The following is a 22,297-nucleotide window of genomic DNA, read 5'->3' on the forward strand; positions in this document are numbered from 1 at the left end:
AATTTTTATTTTGTTTCAATCAATTTTGCATAAACACCATTTAGTTTTAATAATTCTTTATGAGAGCCTCGTTCTACGATTTTGCCAAACTCCATTACTATTATCTCGTCACAGTCCATTATAGTGCTTAATCTATGGGCAACAATTAAACAAGTACATCCTCTTTTCTTAATATTATCCATCACAATTTTTTCTGTGGTAGAATCTAATGCGCTGGTAGCCTCGTCCATAATTAAAATTGTAGGGTTGCAGACTAAAGCTCTGGCAATTTCAATTCGCTGGCGCTGTCCTCCACTAAAATTCGAACCGCCTTCTAATACAGAGCTTTCATATCCATCATTTCTAGCTGCAATAACATCATGAATGTCAGCATCTCTTGCTGAATTTATAATGTTTTTTTCAGGAATCATGGTGTCCCAAAAAGAAATATTTTCTTTAATAGTACCATTAAACACCAGGACTTCCTGGTCTATTACCGCTAATGATTCTGTAATGATATGTCTGGGTATACCTGCTCTATTTTTATTATCAAGTAAGATATCTCCTTCCCATGGATCATAAAGTCCCGAAGCTATCCTTGCAACGGTTGACTTTCCGCTCCCAGAACCTCCAACTAATGCCACTCTGCTTCCGGGTCTTAATTTTAAATTAAAGTTTTCTATTAATGCAGGCATGGTCCGACTGTATCCAAAAGTCACATTCTTCATTTCGAAGTATCCAATCAATTTGTTATTAATAAATTGATTCTTTGTCTTTTGGATATTTTCATCTTCATTGTCTATAAATTGTTTGTCAATTTCATAGTTCATTACATCATCAATGCGTGCCATATCGCTTTCTGTTTCGTGCAGCATGGCTCCTACTGATACAAGTTGGTTTACCGGAGTAATAAAATTATTCATTAAAAAAGTAAAAGCAACTAAAGTTCCTAAAGTCATTTCTCCTTCCATTATCCTTAATGCACCAATTCCTAATATTAAAGTATTTGTTAAAGATGAAATTAGATTTGGAAGTATATTAAGCCTTATTGTCAACCATCCAAATTCTTGTTGAGCATTCATTACTTTAGCCAAATATCCTATCCAATTAGTAAAAAAATCATTTTCTCTACCAGAGGATTTTAATGTTTCAATCATACTAATTCCCGAGGTTGTAGTACCTAATAACTTTCCCATTTCATTACTTAATCTTCGACTTCCGTCTTTTCTAGCTGTTGAAACATACCTTAAGGCGACAACATTTAGTGCTGCCATAAAAACACCAATTAAAGTCAGGGTAACATCATAGGAGAACATTAAAATTGCATAAAAAATCACAACAATAACATTTAATGCAGCGTTGGCTAAATCCCCACTTAACAGTTTTGCTACTTTATCATTTAATGAGACTCGATTACCTATTTCGCCACTGTATCTTTGAGTAAAAAAAGCAATTGGTAAATGAAAAACATGCCAAAGAAATTTACTGGAAGTTACCAATGCAAGTTTTGTTTCTAATTTAAGTAAAAAGTATTGCTGGAGATAAACTAAAGAAGCATTAACAATTAGAACTACACCCATAATTAGTAAAAGAGGCATTACAAAACCTGAGAAATTATTAATTAAATATTTATCTATAAATATTTTAAGGAATGAAGGAATTACTAAACCAGGAATTACTAAAAACAAGCTTGCTATAACAATGTAGATAACACTTAACTTAGAATTAGCAATTCTTGAAATCAAAGATGATTTTAATCCTTTTTTATGATTTCCTTTTTCAAATTCTGTTGAAGGACTAAAGGTTAAAACCACACCTGTATAAGAATCGTCAAATTCATTATGACTCACATAATACCTCCCTTGTGCCGGGTCACTAAGGTAGACTCTCTTTTTTGTAAAACCCTCCAGAACTAAAAAATGGTTAAAATTCCAGAAGATAATCGATGGAGTTTCTAATTGCATTAGTTTTTCAATAGATTTAGCATATCCTTTTGCTTCTAATCCATACTCTTTAGCAGCTTTTAAGATATTAGTAGCTTTCAATCCATCTCGTGATACCCCACAAGCTATTCTCAATTTTTCTAATGGAACAAACTTGCCAAAATGTCCTAAAATAATACTTAAAGCTGCAGCACCACATTCAACGCTTTCCATCTGTAAAACAGTCGGCACTTTGACAGGTTTAGCTTGTTTTTTTATAAGTAAGTTTGTGTTATTTTTCATTTGATAGATCAATATAGGTCAAAAAATTTCTTAAATGCAGGAACAACTAGTGTTACAGGAGGCTCTTGTTTGATCGTAATTTTACCTAAACAAGATGTGCCTTCTTTCAGAAAAATATCGGGACCTTTAGCAGAAGTCCATTTATAACCACTATACGATACAGGGTCCTTTTCAAAATCGACGTAAACCTCAAACAAAGGACCACCTACTAAAAGTTGCTTTGTAAGTTGATCATTTTTAACTGAGGTTAGCATTCCTTGCTGGGTTATCGGGAAATCAGATACATACGTTACTTTCCCTTTTATAAAACCATATTCTTCAGGCTGCACGGTCGAAGGTACAATTAGAGCTTCCATTCCTTTTTTAATTTTTTTACCATCTTTGGAAGGGATATAAAGAATTCCTCTTAGTTGTGATTGTTTTGTGTTAAGTGTATTTTTAAGTTTAAATAATGGAGATCCAGCTGATACTACAATTCCGGCATCGGTTAAAACTTCAACTACTTCTCCGTCATAAGGGCTTTTTACATTTCTTTGATTGTCATATTTTTCAGTTAAAAACTGAAGATTTCTTGCAGCTTCTGCAATTCTTTGTCTTTGTAATGTAACTTTCTGTTGTATATCAAATCCCAAATTATTTTGTTGACTGGATGTTTCTACGATTTGTCCTTTTAATCTTTCGATTGTGTTTTTTGCAGCCTCTATCTGTTGTTTTGTATTTGCAACTTGAGATTTAGTTATTAAACTTTTATCAAGAAGTATATTCTCTGATTCCAATTGATTATTCAGAAATGCGATTTTCTTTTTTTCTGATTCGATTTCGCCTGTAATACTTACACGTGATTGACTAATTATTTGACCTTGTAATTGAGCGCCTTGATTTCCGTAAGACGTTAGCTTTTCCATTTCAAATTTTCTGTCTGACAATACCACTTTTGCATCTTCTATTTGTTGAAATAGTTCTGGTTGTCGTATTGTAGCTATAATATCTCCTTTTTTAACGTTATTACCTATGGCTATTTTTAACTCTACTAATTGTCCTTGTGCAGTAGCAACTACTTCATGAACGTCTCCACCTAATACAACTCCAACTACATCTAACTTTGTTTTTACGGTACCCATAAATGACCACATTAAGGCTGTAAAAATTGCCACTATAATTGTAATTAGAGCTATCCAGGCTTTTGTCCCGGTAACCTTAATCAACTGATCCAATTTTTCTGGAGTAGAAAGTTTCTCTAATGCCGATTTTCTAAAAAAAGATGCTGACATAATTTATATATTTTAATTTTCTGTGTTAGGAATAGTATAAAATGCATTTTGAGTAATTTTAAACCCAAGGTTCTCTTTAGAAATAAGAGTCCCGGTTTCATGTCTAAGAATTAGTATTGCATTTGAAAATTGTTGCTGTGCGTTTAAATTCTGTAATTCTGAAGAAGTAAGTCTTTCTTGAAATATCATTAAATTTAAAAGAGTTGTCAAACCTGCCTGAAACTTTATCTGTTCATTATTATATGCATTTAGACAAAAACTAAAAGCTTCTTCTGATTTTTTAACAATTAGAGCATTATTAATCAGGTTATTAATAGCTATATCAATATTCAATTCAATATTTCTATGAGTGTTTTCATTTATTGTGGATTGATTTTGCAAAGCGATTTTACTTATTGAATAATTCCCTTTTGCCAGATTGTTATTCAGTGGAAAAGAAAATGTTAGTTTAGCTCCACCTCCTAAATCCTGACCTTGATGGTTAATAAGAGAAGACCATGATTTTTCAACACCATTTCCAACACTTGCACTTCCATAAAAAGCAAATGCTGATAAATTTAATTGAGGCTTTAGATTGTTTGTTGCTACCAAGTATTGAAGCTCTATTGCTTTATATTCTTCTTCAATTGCCTTTACATCAGCTCTATTATCCTTAGCAATTTTAATAAGTGCATCTTTATTAATAGTACCATCATACCCAGATTCTAAAATAGTTGGAAAGTCATTAATAGGAATATCCAATCTTTGACTCTCCTCATCGATTAAACCTATAACCCGTCCTAAATTTAATCGTGTATTATATAGATCTTGTTTTGCAGCAGCGGTTAACCTTTCCTGATTGCTTAAATCGGCATTGACTTGAGCTAAATCACTTTCTGGTTTTTTATCAGCTTTTACAAGTTCAATAGTCATATTTAATACCTCTCTTACCCTATTTTCATTTTGAATATAAATTGCCAGACTCTTATACGAAGTATAGTAATTCCAATAGGCAATACCAATTTGTTCAATTTCATAAGAATTGGTAAATTCAGAATCATATTTACTTTTATTAATATAAAAAACAGAAGCTTTTTCTAACGCTGTAGTTATCTTTGCTCCCCTTCCTCTTAAAAGAGGTTGAGTTAATTGAAGATTAACAGTGCTAAAATGATTACCATAAAAAGGGCCAACAAACTCATTAAAATTGTTATATGGATAATTACTATCGTTATAATTATAATTTAAACTTACATCTGCTATTTGTCCGGAACGTAATTTTTTTTGTAAGCTTGTTGAAACATCTAATGAATTATTTCTTAAAGCTTTATCGACGTATTTATTTCTTGGATCAGCAGTAAAAAGATTGTATTTATCATTTTTATATGCAATTTCAGAATTTAAGTTAAAATCAAAAATACTTTTTTGAATTTGGAAATTAGCTTCGGCATTATCGATAGAGTAATTAGCAATTTTAATATTTGGATTTTTATTAAATGCGATACTTGAAACCTCTATTAAATCGCACTTAATTTTAGACTGACTATATAAAATAGTACTACTAATCAATAAAATGCAAAACAAAAAGTAATTCCTCATATTTGAGCCTTAATAATTAACACTTAACTTAACTTCGGAAAATTTATTTAATATTTGACCGAAACGCGCACCTGCCTGAGAAACCACATCTAATACTTTTGTATCAATTAAATCCTCTTCTTCAGGAATCCCATATCCCAAACGATCTGTTGTTTTTCTTAACCTATTAGAAAGAAACAATGCTAGTGAGTAATAAAAATTAGCTTTAAAATCTGAATTTGAAGAAAGTCTTGCTTCTATTGCGTTTCGAGATATTTTATAAATTACGGATGTTTTTTTTGAAATAACAGAAACTGAAGGAGGTCTGGATTCTAAGAAAGACATTTCACCTACAACTTCTCCTGCTCCAAGAAGAGCAACTTCCTGTCCGTCAATTCCATCTGAATAAATAGACAATTGACCTGATAGTAAAATGTATAAATTATCTACATAATTTCCTTTCTGGATCAGTGTTTCTCCAGTTTTTAATTCTATTTTTTGGCCATTCTGGATCATCCATTCCAGGTCTCTGTCATCTAATTGGCCTAAGAAAAAAAGCACTCGTTTCATAATATATATTTTTAAGGTTATGGTTATTTAATTATGCTTTATTTTAAAAAAATCATTAAAGAATTTTATAGACTTTGATAATCAGTAATAACTTTATAGTGCATATCAACCGTACATTAATACAGCCAAAATTATTCTCGTTTAATTCAATATCTTTTTAAAGTAGGTTTAAAGGAATTCTATATAAAATTCTGCATTTGGTGAATACTTTTTATCAGACTCTTTTAGGCTAATGAGTTTATTAATGCTTTGGGTGATATATCATATTGATTACTGAACAATTTTGAAAAATAATGGGAATCATTATATCCAACAGAATAAGAAACTTGAGAAATGGAATCTTGAATATAATTATCGATTAGCTGCTTTGCTTTATGCAACCTTAATATGCGTATGTATTTATTAGGAGTTAAGTAAACTAAATTTGCAATTTTTCTATGAAGCTGTCTTTCACTTACAGCCATTTTACACGATAAATAATACAAATCAAGATCATCCTTAGAAATGGAATTATAAATTTCTTTTTCTAAGTTTATTAACCAATTTTGGTCGTTTTTTGTAACTTTTTCTGGAGTGATCTTATTGGAGCATAAATGCTGAACATTCTTATTTGATTCATAAATATCAAAAATATCAGGTCGGCTTTGTATTGTTAAGCTTACTGATTTAGATTTAATTTCATTTAATATTTCCTCTATAAGATCATTAATTTCATTACTACTAGAAAAAATAATTTCATTTTTAACCTCGTTTCCAGATGTGCTAGGTGTACTAGCTGTAATAATAGAATCTAATGGACTTTTTATATGTAAGAATAGATGATTTAAAATATCTGGTGAAGACCAATCTATTGCAGTTTTCTTTGCTGTTGTATTCATGATTTGTAATGATAATTAATTCTATTGATTACTAATTTTCAAAAATCGAGTACTAATATTTTTTTAAGCAAATTCAAAGCCATTTGATTTTTATTTTCAAATATCTTAAAAACAGACTCTTACAAACAATCGATACGCTTTTATTACTTTATAATCATTCTGTTTTATTAGCTTTTCTAAACTCCAAAATTTTAATTATAAATAATTCTGAAGTAATTTGATATGTCAAAGCTACTGTAAGAGTTTTATGCGGTTTTACACTTAAAGTGTAAAAAAAGTTAAAATTAGTAGGTATTCAGCACCTTGTAAGTGAGTGAATCTAAATACATTATACAACGATTTTTTTTTAATCTTGAAAAGAGGAACGAATACAAATATTTGATAAGTATATACCCAAAATATAAATCGTGTAGGCACATCAAAAAAGTAATATAATATGAGCTCTTATGATGAACAACATCTAAAAGAGAAATACTAAATTTTGAATGTTTTTTTTAAATATGTAGGAAAATGATTTTGGAGAAACAAAGGATAGTCGCAAAAGGATTTGCATGATAATCTGGAGACGCTGTAAACAACAATAAAATTTTATCTGAAACCAGTGTAAATAACAAAATCCAGGCTCATTTGTAATTTAATTAGCATCAGTCTTGTGGAAAATAGAAAAAAAGTTTTTTATAAAAATAAAAGAAGTCGATATTTAGATAAAGGAGCGTATCCAACTCTCTCTATATCATTTGTAATAATCTACACTCACGCAAAATGTCTTCGTCATTGCCTTTATCAATTCCTAAAATATCTTTTATTTTACTTTTGCGTTTTTTAACAGTGTCTTCCGAAACTTTTATAGTGTTTGCAATGGTTTTTATTTGACATCCTTTAGAAATAAGTGTTATGATTTGGCGGTCAACACTATCAAAATGACCTTCGGCTAACAAGCGTTCAGTTTTTGCCTTTTTAGCAGTTTTACTAAAATAGCTTTCACCAGTCATGATTTTTTCATAAGCTAACAACAATTCTTCATCGTCGAAATCAGTTTTGACCATAATTCCGTTGACATGAGTTTTTTGATAAATATTGTACAAAATAACACTTTCAAAATGCGAAGTAATAATTAATGTTTTTGCACCAGGAATATATTTGTGAACTAAAAGTGCTAAATCACCACCATTAAAAATGTCCTTTTCAGGGAAAGATGGTAAACTATAATCTAGCATTACCAAATCAAAAGGAATTGGTTTGGTTTCATTTGAAATACAATCATAAGCAGCCTTACAATTGTTTGCAGAATAAAACTCTAACTCATGCCCTAACTTATTGTGAGAGAGAATGGTTTGATATCCAGTAATCATTGAAGAATGATCTTCAACTATTAGTATTTTTTTTGTCATTGGTGTTTAAAACTCAAAACTATTGAATTCTATTGGAATTGACAAATTTATTTTTGTACCTATATTTTGTTTCGATTCTATAGAGAATTGTCCCTTAAGTTCCATTGCGCGATGATTCATGTTTTTTAATCCAATTCCTTTTTTTGCTTGCGTTAAATCAAAACCTTTACCATTGTCGGCAATTTGAATACTTATACCTGTTTCACTTTTAGCAATTGCAATTGTTATTATATAAGCATCGGCATATTTATTGATGTTTTGTAATGCTTCTTGAAAAACTCTGTAAAGATTCATTTTTACATTTATATCGACCAACGACCAGTCTATCCTTGGATCAATTGCTATATTTATTTTAGTTATTGGATTATTGTTTAATTCCGTGAATAATGCTTTTATCGTTGTTTCAAAATCATCAGATCCTGAAAAAACATTCGTATTCAGTTCGTGTGTCAAATTGCGGATTTCTTCTTCAATATTTTTCATCTCAGCAATATGTTCCAAATATTTTTTTATTGATTCTGGTGATTGACTATATTTTATTTCGTACAAATTCATACGTATTGCCGACAATTTTCCAATTATCCCGTCGTGCAGGTCTCTAGAGATTCGTTGTTTTTCGATAAGTTTGCCTTCTTCCATTTTTTGCTGATTTGAAAGCATCAAATTATAAATTTGCGAATCGTTTAAAGCTTGTTCTTGTTTGCGAAACAATTTTTCAAGTTTGATGTTATTGTTTTTGCGATATAAAATAATTAGCAATAATAATAATACCAAGGCACTCATGATAGCGTATAAAATGAATTGTTTTGAGATTTCATTCTTTTTATTCTCAGCTATTATTTTTTCCTGGATTATTTGGTCGGTTTCAAATTCTATTCGGGCATATTTATTACGAGAAGTACGTTCTACATCTTGAAGACTATCTTTAAGATATATGTATTTATTTGTATAATAGAATTCGTTTTGAGGACTTGCGAGGGTTAATAATTTAAGGATTGTGAGTTCGTCTTCAAAAAGATTATTTTTACGTGCCTGTAGTAGCGCTTCTTTCAAATAGTAATTAGCTATTGAATAGTTTTTTTGATTTAAATAATATTCTCCTAAATAAGTTTTGGAGGTAATCTGAACAGGAATATTATTTATTCTGTCACCAATTTTCAAGGTTTCTTCAAATTGTTTTAATGACGATTTGTTACCCAGTTTAAATTTAGAATAAGCAAGTTTATTGGTAAGATAACAATAAATTGGAGGGTCAACTTTTTTGAAATTTGCTATAGCTAACCCTTGTTTTGCAAATGCGATAGCTTTTTCATATTCTTGCGTTTTTACATATATATTAGCAATATGATTGTAGGGCTGGCATTTATAAGATAAATAATTTGAATTTGATTTTAATTTTTCAGAAATTTCAATAGCTTTGTTGTAATAATCTACAGCTTTTTCGTAATTATCCAGACCTACTAGTGTACTTCCTAAAGTGAGATAACAATTGTAAATCAGCAGATTGTTTTTTTTTTCAATGCCATATTTTAATGCTTCAATCGCCAATTTTTCAGCCCCTACATAGTCATTTTTAAAAGATAATATTTCTGCTTTCCATATCTTTACATTACCTAATAAATTCTCATTTTTTTCTTTTAAAAGGACCTTTTCTGATTTTGTAAAGTAATAATAAGCCGAATCATATTTTGTTTCTTTATTATAAACAATTGCAATACTGTAGCTTGCATTTTGAATACCTTCGTTATCATTTAATAAAATTGATTTTTGATACAGCTTTTGCAGTAAGTGTATACATTTTTCACTCTCGCCAAGTTGAAAAAATGAATCCGCCAATTCAAAATAATAATCAGATGACATCACTAAAGTGTCATTTTTTTGAATAATTTCAGAAGCTAATAACGCCTTTTCTAACCTTTCTTCTTTAGTTATGTTTTTGTATGTCGAAGTTGAAATCAACGAATCTAAATTATTAGCGTTTGAAGTGTAAGAATTTTGATTTTTACGCTCGCATCCAATAAAAAAAATACTAAAAATAAATATTGTTGTAAATAGTTTCAATCGTTTTTAATTAAAATAAGTGTAAAAGTACATTTTTTTTAACTTTTTAATATACTTGAAAAATAATACTAAAAAAATTAAAAAGGTTATTTTTTTGGTGGGATTATGCTACCAGAATTATTTGGGTCAACATCAGCTTGAACTTCGGCTTGAGCTTTAGGTTTGTCAGTTTCAATTTCGTCTGCAGTACAAGAGTTTAAAGTGGCTAGCAGTGATATAATCGCGATAATATAATAAAAATGTTTCATGGTGTTTTTGGTTTTGTTAGAAAATATTTGTTTTAGCAACAGCTTCATAATAGTCGTTGCATTATTAAAAAAATGCTTTTCAGGAATTCCTCGTATTTGTAATATTACATAACAAATCTATGGCTATTCTAAAATTTAGCTTTAGACTAAAAGTGTAAAAAATGTTAAAATACCTACTTTTTATTGTATTCCTCTTTTGAAAATAGTTTAGCTATTTATGGAAACAATATCCTTTTACGAAAACGTAGCCTTGACTTGATAAATCACCAATAAAAATGGGATCATTTAATCACTATCATTAGTAATAAGAAAAGTTTAGCTTTTTATTCATCTAATAGTGTAGTAGTAGTAGTAGTAGTAGTAGTAGTAGTAGTAGTAGTAGTAGTAGTAGTAATATATTACAAGTTTTTTTCGCAATATTCTTAAGAAAGTATGACCAAAATAAATAAAAAATAAGGTTTTAAAATGCTAAAGGAGAACGATGACAATAACAAAACTGCTCTAGAAGTACATATGCAGTTTTTGTATGAGCTACGTAATCCCTAAAAGCTTCAAAACATGGCTTTACGTTTTTTTTTTGTTCTTAAAAACGTTAAACATTAAAACTCTTCTAGCTCTTTTCGCAAAGGCTTTTAAATTTTTTTTGATTGCTTAAAGAAGTTTCGACTCGGGCTTTTACTATACGTGAAATTGCAAAAGAAATATTTGTTTCGCCGGATGCTGTAAAATTTCACAGAAGAAAACTTTTTGAAAAATTAGAAGTAAATAATATTTCAGAAGCTATTGTTTTGCAACCAGCAATAAGCTGATTTAGAAATAGCTTCTTTTATCGGTGTTATTTTAACCTTAAATGGCAACTAACGAATCCGTTTGAAAATTATTTTTTTAGTTTCATTTGCTTGAATGATTAGATATTTTTTATTTATTTCATATTTTCCTTTCAGTAATGTTACCATTTGTGATTCTACGGGTTCATCAAACGTACTGGGCTGAACAATAAATTGCGTTCCCAAGATTTTTGCAAAGGCATACGAAAGAATCATTGTTGCCATTTAATAGCGACAAAACGTGTATAAGTAGTAATGTTTTTTTTCAATTCCATAAAATTAATTTTTCAATCTTTTGCTTCTTTTTAATTAAAGTTTAACCGAATCCGTAATCAGCATTATTTGATTCTCAAAATCTTCTATGCTTGCATTTTTAACTTTATTGTGTATATTTTCTATAGCACTGCATTTTATTAAATCCATGCTTTTTTTATTGGGTAAATTGATACGGTTATCTAAAGCCTTAATATAAAATACAGGAATATCATCTCGTAACATTTGTTCTCGCTCCGCATCTAATATGGGGCCGCCATTATCAAAAGCTATGTATGCTTTTGCTAACATCTCCAGTTTTATTCCATACTTGATGGAATCAGCCAAATATTCCTGCTTATTTAGAAATTTTAAAATCTTAGCGTACACTTTTGTGTGGCGGTTGACAAAACGAATTTTGGAACTATAAAAATTAGTAATGGGAGAATATTCAGACTGCAGATGTTTTTTGTTTTTCAAAATTAAATTGTACAACTTTTGAAACCCTGTCTTAAACTCTTTTTCATATTCTGCAAGATTTACAACTGAATCGTTCAAAAAAGGCTTATTTAATTTGTACAGTTTTTTCGTCTCCATTTCAGAAATCACTTTCATGGAATCTTTATTCACATCTTGAATTTTTGAAATTGGGAAATCAGACTCTAACATTTTTGAAGAACCAAATCCGTACATATAATAGGGCAAATTTAAATGTCTTGTCGGGAGCAGTGATGCCTCAAAAATTGATCTAAAAATAGCACTCTGTGATTCTTGATTTTCTCCGTTGAGCTGTTTTAATTCCGGGCTCAGAATAGTTTCATGATCTATTAAAACGGGACAGTTCCCTGAAGCAATTATATTTTCGCAGTGAAAATCTTTAGCATTCAAAAAATAAGTTACTCCCAATAAAATACCGGCTCTTTCATAGTACAGTTTTACATCTTCAATATTGTTACAAGGCGAATTTTCAATAAATTCTAACCAGCCATGATTCCCTTTATCCAAGACCTTAAAGGTTTTTAAGTTTTCTTCCATGTTCTCATTTACCCAGTTTAGAAACTCATTATAGGAATTTGTTATACTTAAATTGGTAGGTTTGTAAACTAATTTATGAGAATTTTCAAACTCAAGAATGATAGTCGATTCTCCATTGTGCTGATCACCTGAACTTAAATGAAGTTTTGTAAGCTGATCAAACTTTTTATCTAAAAGTAGTTTTAAATCAGGTTTGTCATTTTCAAATCTTTTAAAAACAGTAGTTATAAAAACAATATAATCTGATGTTTTTTTAGAAAGTTTGCGGGCAAGCATTGGATACTTTAAAAATAAATCCTGAAATTTATCTGATAAAGTACCGAAAACAAATTTCTTATAATAGAAATCCTCTGCTAAATCGTGGGCTGAATTTTCTGTTTTTATTTCATTAAATTCATGAAACAAAACTAAATCCGATAAATTATAAAGATCTTCGTATAATTTTATGCCTAATTGATCTATAACATCATTATTCGGTATTGGTATATTTTCTTCGGTCAAATTTTGAGTCAACTTTTTAAAAAAGCAATCCAAAAACGGTAAAAAAAGATGATAAAATGCCTTTTGAGAATGATTATGATCAGACATAGATTTTTTCACATCTGTCTCGTTTAAAACATCTTCTAATACAAATATCCAATCTGGAAAATTAATATTTTCTTCGATAGCAATTATACTTGAAATCATTTTAGAAATGTCTTCGCTAGCCAGATTATTTGTAGTGCAGTATTTTTTAAAAATTTCCTCTGAACCGTCGTTAGCTATTGTTTTTTTCCAATAATCTAGATAATCCAAATCTCCATTTTTTTCAAAAGAACATTGATATTGCTTACTAATATTTAATATTTCGAAAGGAGTCAGCGATTTGAAGTATATGCTTTCTGATAATGGAGAACGCTTCATATATAATGATTTAAAAGATGTATAAAAAGTCTATGTGCTAAAAAAAAAATAGGTATTGTTAATTTATTTATAGAGAACTATAATAGATTAACAATACCTAAAGGAGTTGTTTATTAGATGAGATTATCTAAAAATGATGTGGAATTAGTTCCCCCATCCAATACAGATTCCTGTCCAAAGAATCTCTAAATTGAATTGTCCACCTGCAACAGCTTCCAATTCAGCGTCTGTTAATTCCATATTTTCAGGATTAGCAGGAATGTTGATATAAACAGCAGAATAATCTGTTTGATCTGTTACAATTAGTTTTTTACCTTTTAAATCTAATGGTTTACCAGATAATTTTTCAATAGCCTGAACCGGGTTACTTACTAACTCTTGTTTGAAAGTTTCATCTTCCCAAGCTTTTTTGATAATTGTTTTTAAGTTTTTTTCTGCGTTTTCTCTTTCTTGATTTGTCATGATCTTATGTTTTAAAGTTGTTTTAAAAAAATATAATATTTTTGATTATTTTTAGTTTGATGACTGAATCAGGAATTAATTTCCCCATCCAATACAGATTCCTGTCCAAAGAATTTCTAAATTGAATTGTCCACCTGCAACAGCTTCCAATTCAGCGTCTGTTAATTCCATATTTTCAGGATTAGCAGGAATGTTGATATAAACTGCAGAATAATCTGTTTGATCTGTTACTATTAGTTTTTTACCTTTTAAATCTAATGGTTTACCAGATAATTTTTCAATAGCCTGAACCGGGTTACTTACTAACTCTTGTTTGAAAGTTTCATCTTCCCAAGCTTTTTTGATAATTGTTTTTAAGTTTTTTTCTGCGTTTTCTCTTTCTTGATTTGTCATGATTTTATTATTTTAAGGTTAATATTTAATAATTAATTATTTATATTTTTATGTAATCTTTTAATGTTGGAAAAAGGCTGTTTACTAAATCCGACCATACGGTTTGTCCGCCCGCTATTATTTCCAATTGACTTTCAGTCAGTTCAACATCTTCAATATTGGGCTCCGAAGGAATATTTACAAATACCTTAGATTTATCCGTCTGATCATTAATTACCAGTGTCTTTCCCTCCGGCAGAACAATTTTAGCTCCTGTCAGATTTTCTATTGCTTTCATAGGATCCGCAATCAAGCTTTTTCTAAAATTAGCATCTTCCCAGGCTTTTGAAATTATTAATCGCAAAACTTCTTCTTTATTTTTCCTTTGCTCCATGATTCAATCTATTTCTTTATTGATGTGAAATTAGTCGATCTTTTTGTGACAAAATTGCCAAATAAACCGGCAAAAAACATTTTAATTGTAATCTTTAAAATCATCAATCACGAAGTTTATTTTGCTTTTGCGTCTTAAACCGTCCTCGTTATTAATGTAAATTTAGCGAGTCTGTTTATGATAAAATTGCCAAATAAACTGACAAAAAACATTTTAATTGTAATCTTTAAAATCATAAATAGTGAAGGTTATTTTGCTTTTGCATCTTGAACCGTTCTCGTTATTAATGTAAATTTAGCGAGTCTGTTTATGATGAAATTGCCAAATAAACTGACAAAATATAATTTAGTAATAAGCATTATTTGGTTAGTTATTTGGAATATGAGAATTCTTTTCCACAAAATACATCTTGAGTTCTCCCTTTCCCTTTGCTTGAATACTTCCTCTATATTCAAAACTAAAGCATTCTTCATTTTTTATGAGATTATAAAGCGATTCACTGATGTTAACTTTACCTACAATTCCGTTGCTTTCAATCCTGCTAGCGGTATTTACAGTGTCACCCCATACATCATATTGAAATTTCTTTATTCCTACAATACCTGCTACAATAGGCCCTGCATGAATACCTAATCGCATCTCAAAAGCAGGATTATTATTCGCTTCGTTGTTAATTTTTCTTTTAGCCATAAAATCCTGCATTTCTAATCCTGCTAATACAATATTTGTTAAAGATTCTTTATCTGGTTTTGGGATGCCTCCGGCAGCCATATAAGAATCTCCAATTGTTTTAATTTTCTCAATATTGTATTTTTCAGTGATCAAATCAAAAGCTTTGAAACAGGCATTTATTTCTTCTACTAAATTTTGAGGAGACATTTTCTCAGCGGTTTGAGTAAAGGATTTAAAATCTGAAAAAAGTATAGAAACTAAATTAAAGTTTCGGGCACTAACAAAACCTTTTTGTTTTAGTTCTTGTGCTATTTCTTCTGGCAATATATTTAGTAATAGTTCATCAGAGAGGTCCTTTTCTATTTTTAAAGCTTTTTTAGATTTTCGTGTGTAGTTTAATCTATTCCATAATCCTAAAGTAATAAGAACAATAAAACACAAAGAGATAATAATAATATTTCGTTGCGTTTCCTTTTTTTGAACTTCTTCTTTATGTTTGATTTCAACAGCGTGTTCCTTCTTTACATGAGATATACTATCTAGTAATTGTTGACGTTGAAACTCCATATTCATCATTTTATTAGAAGTTTCTTCAGATTTTAAGCTGTCTTTGAAATTAATTGATTTTTCATAAAAATGAAGAGCTAATTTATCGTTTTTAATAAACTTATATGCATTATAAAGACAATCACAGGCATCTTTTTTAACTGATATAGCGCCTATTTTTTCAGCAGTATTATATCCTTTTAGGCATTTTGTAATTGCTTGTTTGTTTTTATTTAATTTATTTAATATTTTCCCAAGGGCAACTTCTGTGATACTTATATATTGCAAACTATTAATTTCGGTTGAATATTTTAGAGAAAGATTATAGTAATATAATGCTCGCTCAAAATTTGATTGTTTAAAAAACAATTCTCCTAAACTAGATAATACTTCAATTTTTAATTGTTTATCATTTATTTTATCTGCAATAACTAGTGCTTGATTAAGATTCTTCTGAGCTTTTGGGTAATTAGCCAATTTTATATAGACTATCGCAGAAGCATTTAAGTTTTGAGAGATGGCTTTTACATCAGTACTGTTTTTATAAATTAAATAAGATTTATCATAGTATTTCAATGCATTTGAGTAATCTTCCACTTGCGAATAAATTCCGCCAATATTTTGTGAAGTTGCTGCAGTCATTTTAGTATCGTTTAGTTCTTCTTGAACAACAATAGCCTGTTTGTAATAGTTTAAAGCATTTAGATAATTTCCTAAATAATAATAAACCCCTCCTATATTATTTAATATCGAAGAAATTCCTTTTTTATATTTTGTTTTTTTATATTCTTCGTTACTTTTCTTAAAAAAGAATAAAGCATTTGAATAATCTCCTTGATAATAATATGTTACTGCTTTATAACTATAACAATCACCTACTTTTCGACTTTTACCCAAAGAGTTATAAATCCTTAAACTTTTATCGAAGTACAATAATGATTGTGAATAATCTCCTGCATCCTGACTTTTCATACCTAAATTAAGAATGGAATCTGCCATCTTAATGTTCTTGTTTGTCACGATCACTTTTTGTTCAATGTTTGGTTGTCCAAAAAACGGTATTCCATTAAATAATAAAAAGATAGAGAAAACAATATTTATGACTCTTCTCATGAACATGTACGTTTTAATATTTATTAAAACGTACATGTTCAAAATATAGAATAGGTACGTTTTTTAATTTTTAAAATTGCCAATAAGTTAATTTTTATTAAAAAATATCCCCAGAAAAATTGTTAGGCTTAATAATTATAGGTGGGGTTATATCTCCATCTCCACCAGCAACTATATCAAGTTGTTCTTCATTCAATTCTACATCGTCCATATTGAGTTCAGCAGGAATATTGATAAAAATTGTCGACGAATCTGTTTGATCAACAAATGCAATATTTTTACCTTCGGGTAGATGAATTGGATGTCCTAAAAAGCTTTCTATCGTTGTGACGGGTCTAGTTATTAAATTGCTTTTAAAAGTTGGATCTTCCCATGCTTTTTTAACAATTGCATCTAGAATTTTTTGGTCATTAGTTAATTCCATTTTTCGTATGTTTAGTTAATTTCATTTTACATTCGGGAAATTAGCTTCTTTTTTAGGTATAGAATTGCCAAATATGCTGACAAAAAACTTGCTTAGCTACTTTATTATTAGTGCTTATACTATAATTTAAGACTTAATTTTCAGATAGTTTTATTAATTTGTTTTTTAAATAAAACTTAGAGCATGTTTAAATTTTATTCAATAAATGTTTTATAGCAGCCAATTTGACCATGTTTTCGGAAGAATCCATTAACAACTCATAGTTCCTGCATAATCTTCTGTCGTTGTCAAACCAAGCAAATGTTCTTTCTATCACCCATCTTTTATGTGTAGGCTTAAAAGCTGATTTCCTGTCATCAGACCTCATAACTACTTGAATCATAAATTAAAATTTACTTTTAACTTGTTCTATAATTTTTCCTCTAGCCACCATCGGCAAGGATAACTTTTACAGGGCAGAGAAAATAGTTTTGGGTTCTCATCAACAGAAGCACTGCTTTATTATCATGAATATTTACCACGGTTACCATAATAGCTAATAAAAAACCATCAAAGCTTTTTAAGGAACGATTATTTATCCAGCGAACGCTTTGACTATCCATTATTCCTAGACGTGGCTCTGCATTTTGTCATATTTTGATGCAAACTCACTCACTTAACTTAGAAAGCAATAAATCAAAATCTTCTAAATCAGCTCATTTTGAATAGTAATAATAAACAAGCTGCCATTTTGGAAAATCAGAAGGCAACATTCGCCACTGGCAACCACTCTTAATCAAGTATTTGATTACTTTCCAAATCAAACGCGAGCTATGTTTACGTTTTCTATCGCCTAATTCTAATGTTTTTTTAATAAATTGCCACTGAGTTTCTGTTAAATCAGTTGGCTACATCTTCTTGTTGTTTGGTTACTACAAAAAGAACAATTCCAATCGGTTTCTTTAAAGTTAATATTAGTTACAAAAACAAAATTTATTTTGAACATTTGTTCATTATTATTTATATTTTTGTTTTATAATAAACTTTTAGGTGAGCAATTATAACGCAAAAGCAATAAAATAAAATGGAATAGTAATTCTGTTTATTTTCAGAAGCAATTGGAACAAAATAATGCAAAAATTAATGATAAAATTCTAGAAAACAGAGAAGAAACATGTACACATTTTTTTAAGAATTTCGAAAATGCAAAACAAGGATTTAAAAATATTGCTCATGAATGAAGCTTTGTAATTAAAAAAAGCAAACATACTAATTAACAGATTTTCTAATATTAATTATAACAGCAACTAAATAATGCCACGACCGAAGCTAAATAGAACTATTGTAAATCCACCGATAATGGAAGGTTTTAGGCCTTTTGGAATTGCTATGACAGATTTAGAACCTGTTATATTGTTGTACGAAGAATACGAGTCAATACGACTCTCAGATTACGAGGGATTAACACAAGAACAATCCGCCGAACAAATGAACGTTTCAAGACCAACCTTTACCCGAATATATGAAAAAGCAAGGAGAGCAATTGCTAAAGCTTTTGTTGAAGGCAAAGCAATTTTTATTGAAGGCGGGAATTACCACACAGACGATTACTGGTACAAGTGCGAAAATTGCTTAAAATTGAACATTCACAAAGAGGAAACCGATTCCTGCAATTACTGTCACTCTAATTTTTTACGAAGATTAAACAAAAAAACAGAACCTAATGGAAGCAAATGATAGTAATGGATATTGTATCTGCCTGCATTGCAATACACGGCTCCCCCACACTGAAGGACAGCCATGTCGAGATAATGATTGTCCGCAATGCAGAAAAAAATTAATTAGAGAAGGAAGTTATCATCATCAACTGTATTTATCAAAAAAAGGAGATGTTAATCAATACCCTCCCGTATTCAAATCATGTAAATAAAACAAGTATGATATGGAATGGAAGCTTTATCATACATACTAAAAATCAACCATTATGATAAAATTAGCAGTACCAACAAGCGGAAATATTGTCGATGACCATTTTGGACATTGTGATGCATACACTCTATTTACAATTAATGCAAATAAAAAAATTGAACAAACTGAAATGTTGCCCTCACCGCAGGGTTGCGGTTGTAAAAGTAATATTGGAGCTATATTAAAAGAAAAAGGTGTCAGTGTAATGCTTGCCGGAAATATGGGAACAAGAGCATTAAATGTGCTGAAAAATCATGACATTGAGGTTTATTGTGGCTGTTCAGGCGGTGTTCTCCAACTTGTCGAAAGCTTTTTGAAAGGTAAAATTGGAGAGACAGTATCTGTGCATAAGAAATCAAAAAAAATGTGCGGTCTTCAAAAAATTAAAAATGTTACTATTGCTCGTGTTTTGTTTTCGAAACAAACCGAAGAACTAAAAACAATTCATTTCCTTTACAAGGCTTTTATCTAACATTTTGACTCATAAATATCCAAATTTTTCAATAAATCCACTGTAAAAGCAGGCTGATTTAAATAAATTTTAAAGTTTTAATTATAATACAAATGACAAATAATATACTTATTGAAAATCAATATAAAAGAACCCGTTTATTTGAAAAAGAAAATATAAGTTATTTGGTTAGAGTTTTAAAGAGATTTAATACCGTGCCAAAGATCAACAACATAAACATTATTACTTCAAATAATGAACCAAACCTATTTAAAATTGTTCCCAACAAATCAATTATAATTGGCTCGTCATTTTTAGACAAACCCGTTTTGGCTTTAATTTATCTAAGATATGGTGTTGAATGGCAACTTTGGTACAAAGCTTTAGGAAAAGATAAATCAGACACCCTTTTATGCGATATAGCAGCTCTAAAAGTCACTAAAATATTTTATGAAATATTGCCAAAAGAGGATAAGGAAAAATTAAAAAACCTCAATCATTTTTTAATTGACATGATTAAAAATGAGGAGTCTTTGGATATTGAATCTTTAATAAAACACAGAGAACTAGAATCTATACATGGAATAAATGATTCCAAAAAAGTATTTGAAAAATCTTGGGAACCAATTCTTGAAAATCTAGCAAAACCAACTGAATATTTATTAATGTCAGGCGGCGATCTTAGATTGAATATTGACGAAATTGAATTGTTAAACAAATATGGCTGCCGGCCATTTCCAAGACCAGATGCATTTACTTTTGCCTCATCAACTGCAACAAGCATCTCTAATTTTGCTTTTGATAAAACTGACAAAGTTAGACGTATATTAATTCAAAATAGTTTAAAAAAAGGTTTCAAAAATACAACTATTGCATTTTCAGAATTGCTAAAAAACAACCTCAGAAAAACCCTTAAAATAAATGATGAATGCCAAATAATTTTTTCACCTTCGGGGACTGATTCTGCTCTTCAAATAGCAGCCATTACTCAAATTATTTCTGATAAGGAAATTACGCATGTTTTAGTAGCTTCTGATGAAACAGGCAGTGGCGTACCCGCAGCATTAAAGGGGTACCATTTTGAAAATACCACAGCTTTAAATCATCCTGTTACAAAAGGAAATAAAATTGAAGGATTTAGAGATATTGATTTGATTAAAATTCCATTAAGAAATGAAAACGGCGGATTAAAATCTTCATTAGAATTGGATTCAGAAGTTTTTACTGCCGTTTCAAAAACTAATGAATTAGGAAGGCATATCGTATTACATGTAATGGATCAATCAAAATTAGGATATCAATCACCAAGCGAAAAAATAATTAAAAGCTTGGATACTCTTGACAATTTATCAATGCAGATTATTGTAGACGCGTCACAGCTTAGATTAGACCCAAAAGACATACAAAATTATTTAAATAAAGGATATATTATTACAATAACCGGAAGCAAATATTTTACAGGACCTCCATATTCAGGAGCATTAATCCTGCCTAAAAGAGTTAGTAAATCCATTAATTCTGCAAAAATTACAATGCCAAAAGGGTTAAACAATTATTACAATCATTCCGATTGGCCAACATCCTGGTTTTGTTCCAAAGATTTATCAGATGGATTTAATTATGGGTCCAATATGCGCTGGAATGCTGCTATAGTTGAAATGGATAGGTATTATAAAACACCCATTTTATACAGAAATATGGGAATTGAGATGTTTTGTAACTTTGTTGAAGACTCTATTAAAGATGTCGCTTTTTTAGAACCTCTTTTTGGAGATAAAACAAAAACAAACACTTATGACAGTAACGAATTTGGATTAAGAAACATTTGCACAATTTTTCCTTTTTTTATTCTTAAAGATGAAAAAGCATTATCTATTGATCAAGTAAAAAAAATCTACATATTGCTGAATTCTGACATATCCGACAAATTTGAAGATTCACATATAGAAATCATTAGGCTTGCTTCTCAAAAATGCCATATTGGACAACCTGTTAATGTAAAATATGTCAATAATTTTCAAAGTGCAGTTTTGAGAATAAGTTTGGGGGCAAGAGTAATTTCTGAAAGCTGGGTTAATAGGGATATTAGTCTCTTTTTCAGAAACATCGAAACACAAATGAATCAGATTACTATAATTATAAAAAAGATAGAATTAATCCTAAACAATCCTGAATTGCTGGATTAAATAGGTAGGAAGAAAACCAGCATAATGCAAATCAAATAATAAAAAAAGCACCTCTAACTGAAGTGCTTTATAAACAATATTAAATTTGATTTCCTTAACGGATATTTAGTTCTTCAGTGATTATTGCATCATTTATTATAAGAATTTCCGGTTTCAATATGACTTTAGAATTAATTGAATTTGAAATGAGACAGGCTTTTTCGCTCATTTCCATCACTCGAATTCCTTTGTCTTTTAATCCTTCCTCATTGATGATCAGAATAGGGAACAATGTGATTTCGGTGATGTGGTATTTGCCTTCAATACGGTCTAAGGTTCCAATGGCATTACATTCGAATTTGCTGAAATTTAATTTGGAATTCTCGGCGACGATAAGAAATGTAGTCATAAAACAACTGTTTACTGCCCCCACAAAAAGATGTTCGGGCGACCATTATCAGCTATTAACCCTATAAAATTTTAAATTCGGAATTATTAAAGCAAATTAGTATAGTTCGAATCCTGCTCTCTCCACAAAAAACGTTTCAAGCAAT

22 protein-coding genes and 1 pseudogene are annotated in these 22,297 nt (G+C 29.8%); 4 read left to right on the forward strand and 19 right to left on the reverse strand.

What is annotated here, in order from left to right:
* Positions 1–5 precede the first annotated feature (5 nt).
* The 8 genes from CLU83_RS06295 to CLU83_RS06330 all read right to left on the reverse strand — a co-directional run bounded on the left by CLU83_RS06295 (position 6) and on the right by CLU83_RS06330 (position 10,180).
* Complete coding sequence (locus tag CLU83_RS06295; RefSeq protein ID WP_100430820.1) at positions 6–2,204, reverse strand: NHLP family bacteriocin export ABC transporter peptidase/permease/ATPase subunit; 2,199 nt, start codon at positions 2,202–2,204, stop codon at positions 6–8.
* A gap of 8 nt (positions 2,205–2,212) precedes the next feature.
* Positions 2,213–3,475, reverse strand: coding sequence for an NHLP bacteriocin system secretion protein (locus CLU83_RS06300; RefSeq protein ID WP_100430821.1), 1,263 nt, complete (start codon positions 3,473–3,475; stop codon positions 2,213–2,215).
* A gap of 12 nt (positions 3,476–3,487) precedes the next feature.
* Complete coding sequence (locus tag CLU83_RS06305) at positions 3,488–5,053, reverse strand: TolC family protein (protein ID WP_100430822.1); 1,566 nt, start codon at positions 5,051–5,053, stop codon at positions 3,488–3,490.
* A gap of 9 nt (positions 5,054–5,062) precedes the next feature.
* A complete protein-coding gene (locus CLU83_RS06310; protein WP_100430823.1) occupies positions 5,063–5,602 on the reverse strand; it encodes a cyclic nucleotide-binding domain-containing protein in 540 nt (179 codons plus the stop codon).
* Between the two features lie 224 nt (positions 5,603–5,826).
* Positions 5,827–6,480 carry a helix-turn-helix transcriptional regulator gene (locus tag CLU83_RS06315; RefSeq protein WP_100430824.1) on the reverse strand — a complete coding sequence of 218 codons (654 nt, stop codon included), beginning with the start codon at positions 6,478–6,480 and terminating at the stop codon, positions 5,827–5,829.
* 728 nt (positions 6,481–7,208) lie between these two features.
* Positions 7,209–7,871, reverse strand: coding sequence for a response regulator transcription factor (locus CLU83_RS06320; RefSeq protein ID WP_100430825.1), 663 nt, complete (start codon positions 7,869–7,871; stop codon positions 7,209–7,211).
* Between the two features lie 6 nt (positions 7,872–7,877).
* Entirely contained in the window at positions 7,878–9,932 is a 2,055-nt protein-coding gene (locus tag CLU83_RS06325) for a tetratricopeptide repeat-containing sensor histidine kinase (RefSeq protein ID WP_100430826.1), read from the reverse strand.
* A gap of 86 nt (positions 9,933–10,018) precedes the next feature.
* A complete protein-coding gene (locus tag CLU83_RS06330) occupies positions 10,019–10,180 on the reverse strand; it encodes a hypothetical protein (protein ID WP_157802014.1) in 162 nt (53 codons plus the stop codon).
* A 647-nt stretch (positions 10,181–10,827) separates the two neighbouring features.
* On the opposite strand from CLU83_RS06330, the gene CLU83_RS06335 reads away from it, so the two are divergent.
* Positions 10,828–10,989 carry a LuxR C-terminal-related transcriptional regulator gene (locus CLU83_RS06335; protein ID WP_100430828.1) on the forward strand — a complete coding sequence of 54 codons (162 nt, stop codon included), beginning with the start codon at positions 10,828–10,830 and terminating at the stop codon, positions 10,987–10,989.
* Positions 10,990–11,037: 48 nt separating this feature from the next.
* Here the strand turns inward: CLU83_RS06335 and CLU83_RS06340 are convergent, their stop codons facing one another.
* The 10 genes from CLU83_RS06340 to CLU83_RS22410 form a co-directional block, all read right to left on the reverse strand.
* Positions 11,038–11,232, reverse strand: coding sequence for a hypothetical protein (locus CLU83_RS06340; RefSeq protein ID WP_100430829.1), 195 nt, complete (start codon positions 11,230–11,232; stop codon positions 11,038–11,040).
* Between the two features lie 84 nt (positions 11,233–11,316).
* Complete coding sequence (gene lanM, locus CLU83_RS06345) at positions 11,317–13,197, reverse strand: type 2 lanthipeptide synthetase LanM (RefSeq protein ID WP_100430830.1); 1,881 nt, start codon at positions 13,195–13,197, stop codon at positions 11,317–11,319.
* 144 nt (positions 13,198–13,341) lie between these two features.
* Complete coding sequence (locus tag CLU83_RS06350; RefSeq protein WP_100430831.1) at positions 13,342–13,659, reverse strand: NHLP leader peptide family RiPP precursor; 318 nt, start codon at positions 13,657–13,659, stop codon at positions 13,342–13,344.
* A 75-nt stretch (positions 13,660–13,734) separates the two neighbouring features.
* Positions 13,735–14,052, reverse strand: coding sequence for an NHLP leader peptide family RiPP precursor (locus CLU83_RS06355; RefSeq protein WP_100430831.1), 318 nt, complete (start codon positions 14,050–14,052; stop codon positions 13,735–13,737).
* A gap of 40 nt (positions 14,053–14,092) precedes the next feature.
* Positions 14,093–14,425: an NHLP leader peptide family RiPP precursor gene (locus tag CLU83_RS06360; protein WP_100430832.1), complete on the reverse strand. Its 333-nt coding sequence runs from the start codon at positions 14,423–14,425 to the stop codon at positions 14,093–14,095.
* A gap of 366 nt (positions 14,426–14,791) precedes the next feature.
* Positions 14,792–16,756 (reverse strand): adenylate/guanylate cyclase domain-containing protein, encoded by a 1,965-nt coding sequence (locus CLU83_RS06365; protein WP_198512260.1) that lies wholly within the window; start codon positions 16,754–16,756, stop codon positions 14,792–14,794.
* A gap of 97 nt (positions 16,757–16,853) precedes the next feature.
* Complete coding sequence (locus CLU83_RS06370; protein ID WP_100430834.1) at positions 16,854–17,180, reverse strand: TOMM propeptide domain-containing protein; 327 nt, start codon at positions 17,178–17,180, stop codon at positions 16,854–16,856.
* 187 nt (positions 17,181–17,367) lie between these two features.
* Complete coding sequence (locus CLU83_RS22400) at positions 17,368–17,562, reverse strand: transposase (RefSeq protein ID WP_232726994.1); 195 nt, start codon at positions 17,560–17,562, stop codon at positions 17,368–17,370.
* 40 nt (positions 17,563–17,602) lie between these two features.
* Positions 17,603–17,782 (reverse strand): hypothetical protein, encoded by a 180-nt coding sequence (locus CLU83_RS22405; RefSeq protein ID WP_232726995.1) that lies wholly within the window; start codon positions 17,780–17,782, stop codon positions 17,603–17,605.
* Between the two features lie 93 nt (positions 17,783–17,875).
* The gene (locus CLU83_RS22410) at positions 17,876–18,034 is read right to left on the reverse strand and encodes a transposase (protein ID WP_232727226.1); all 159 of its coding nucleotides are present in this window, start codon (positions 18,032–18,034) and stop codon (positions 17,876–17,878) included.
* 439 nt (positions 18,035–18,473) lie between these two features.
* Here CLU83_RS22410 and CLU83_RS06380 point away from each other — a divergent pair, with 439 nt between their 5' ends.
* From CLU83_RS06380 to CLU83_RS06395, 3 genes are all read left to right on the forward strand, one after another.
* Complete coding sequence (locus CLU83_RS06380) at positions 18,474–18,896, forward strand: DUF134 domain-containing protein (protein ID WP_100430835.1); 423 nt, start codon at positions 18,474–18,476, stop codon at positions 18,894–18,896.
* 247 nt (positions 18,897–19,143) lie between these two features.
* Entirely contained in the window at positions 19,144–19,599 is a 456-nt protein-coding gene (locus tag CLU83_RS06390) for a NifB/NifX family molybdenum-iron cluster-binding protein (protein ID WP_198512261.1), read from the forward strand.
* Positions 19,600–19,691: 92 nt separating this feature from the next.
* Positions 19,692–21,764 (forward strand): hypothetical protein, encoded by a 2,073-nt coding sequence (locus CLU83_RS06395; RefSeq protein ID WP_100430837.1) that lies wholly within the window; start codon positions 19,692–19,694, stop codon positions 21,762–21,764.
* A 94-nt stretch (positions 21,765–21,858) separates the two neighbouring features.
* Here the strand turns inward: CLU83_RS06395 and CLU83_RS06400 are convergent.
* Positions 21,859–22,182: pseudogene (locus CLU83_RS06400) on the reverse strand (OsmC family protein); the annotation flags it as partial.
* Positions 22,183–22,297 lie beyond the last annotated feature (115 nt).

Source organism: Flavobacterium sp. 1, assembly GCF_002797935.1.
In the GTDB taxonomy this organism is placed as follows: domain Bacteria; phylum Bacteroidota; class Bacteroidia; order Flavobacteriales; family Flavobacteriaceae; genus Flavobacterium.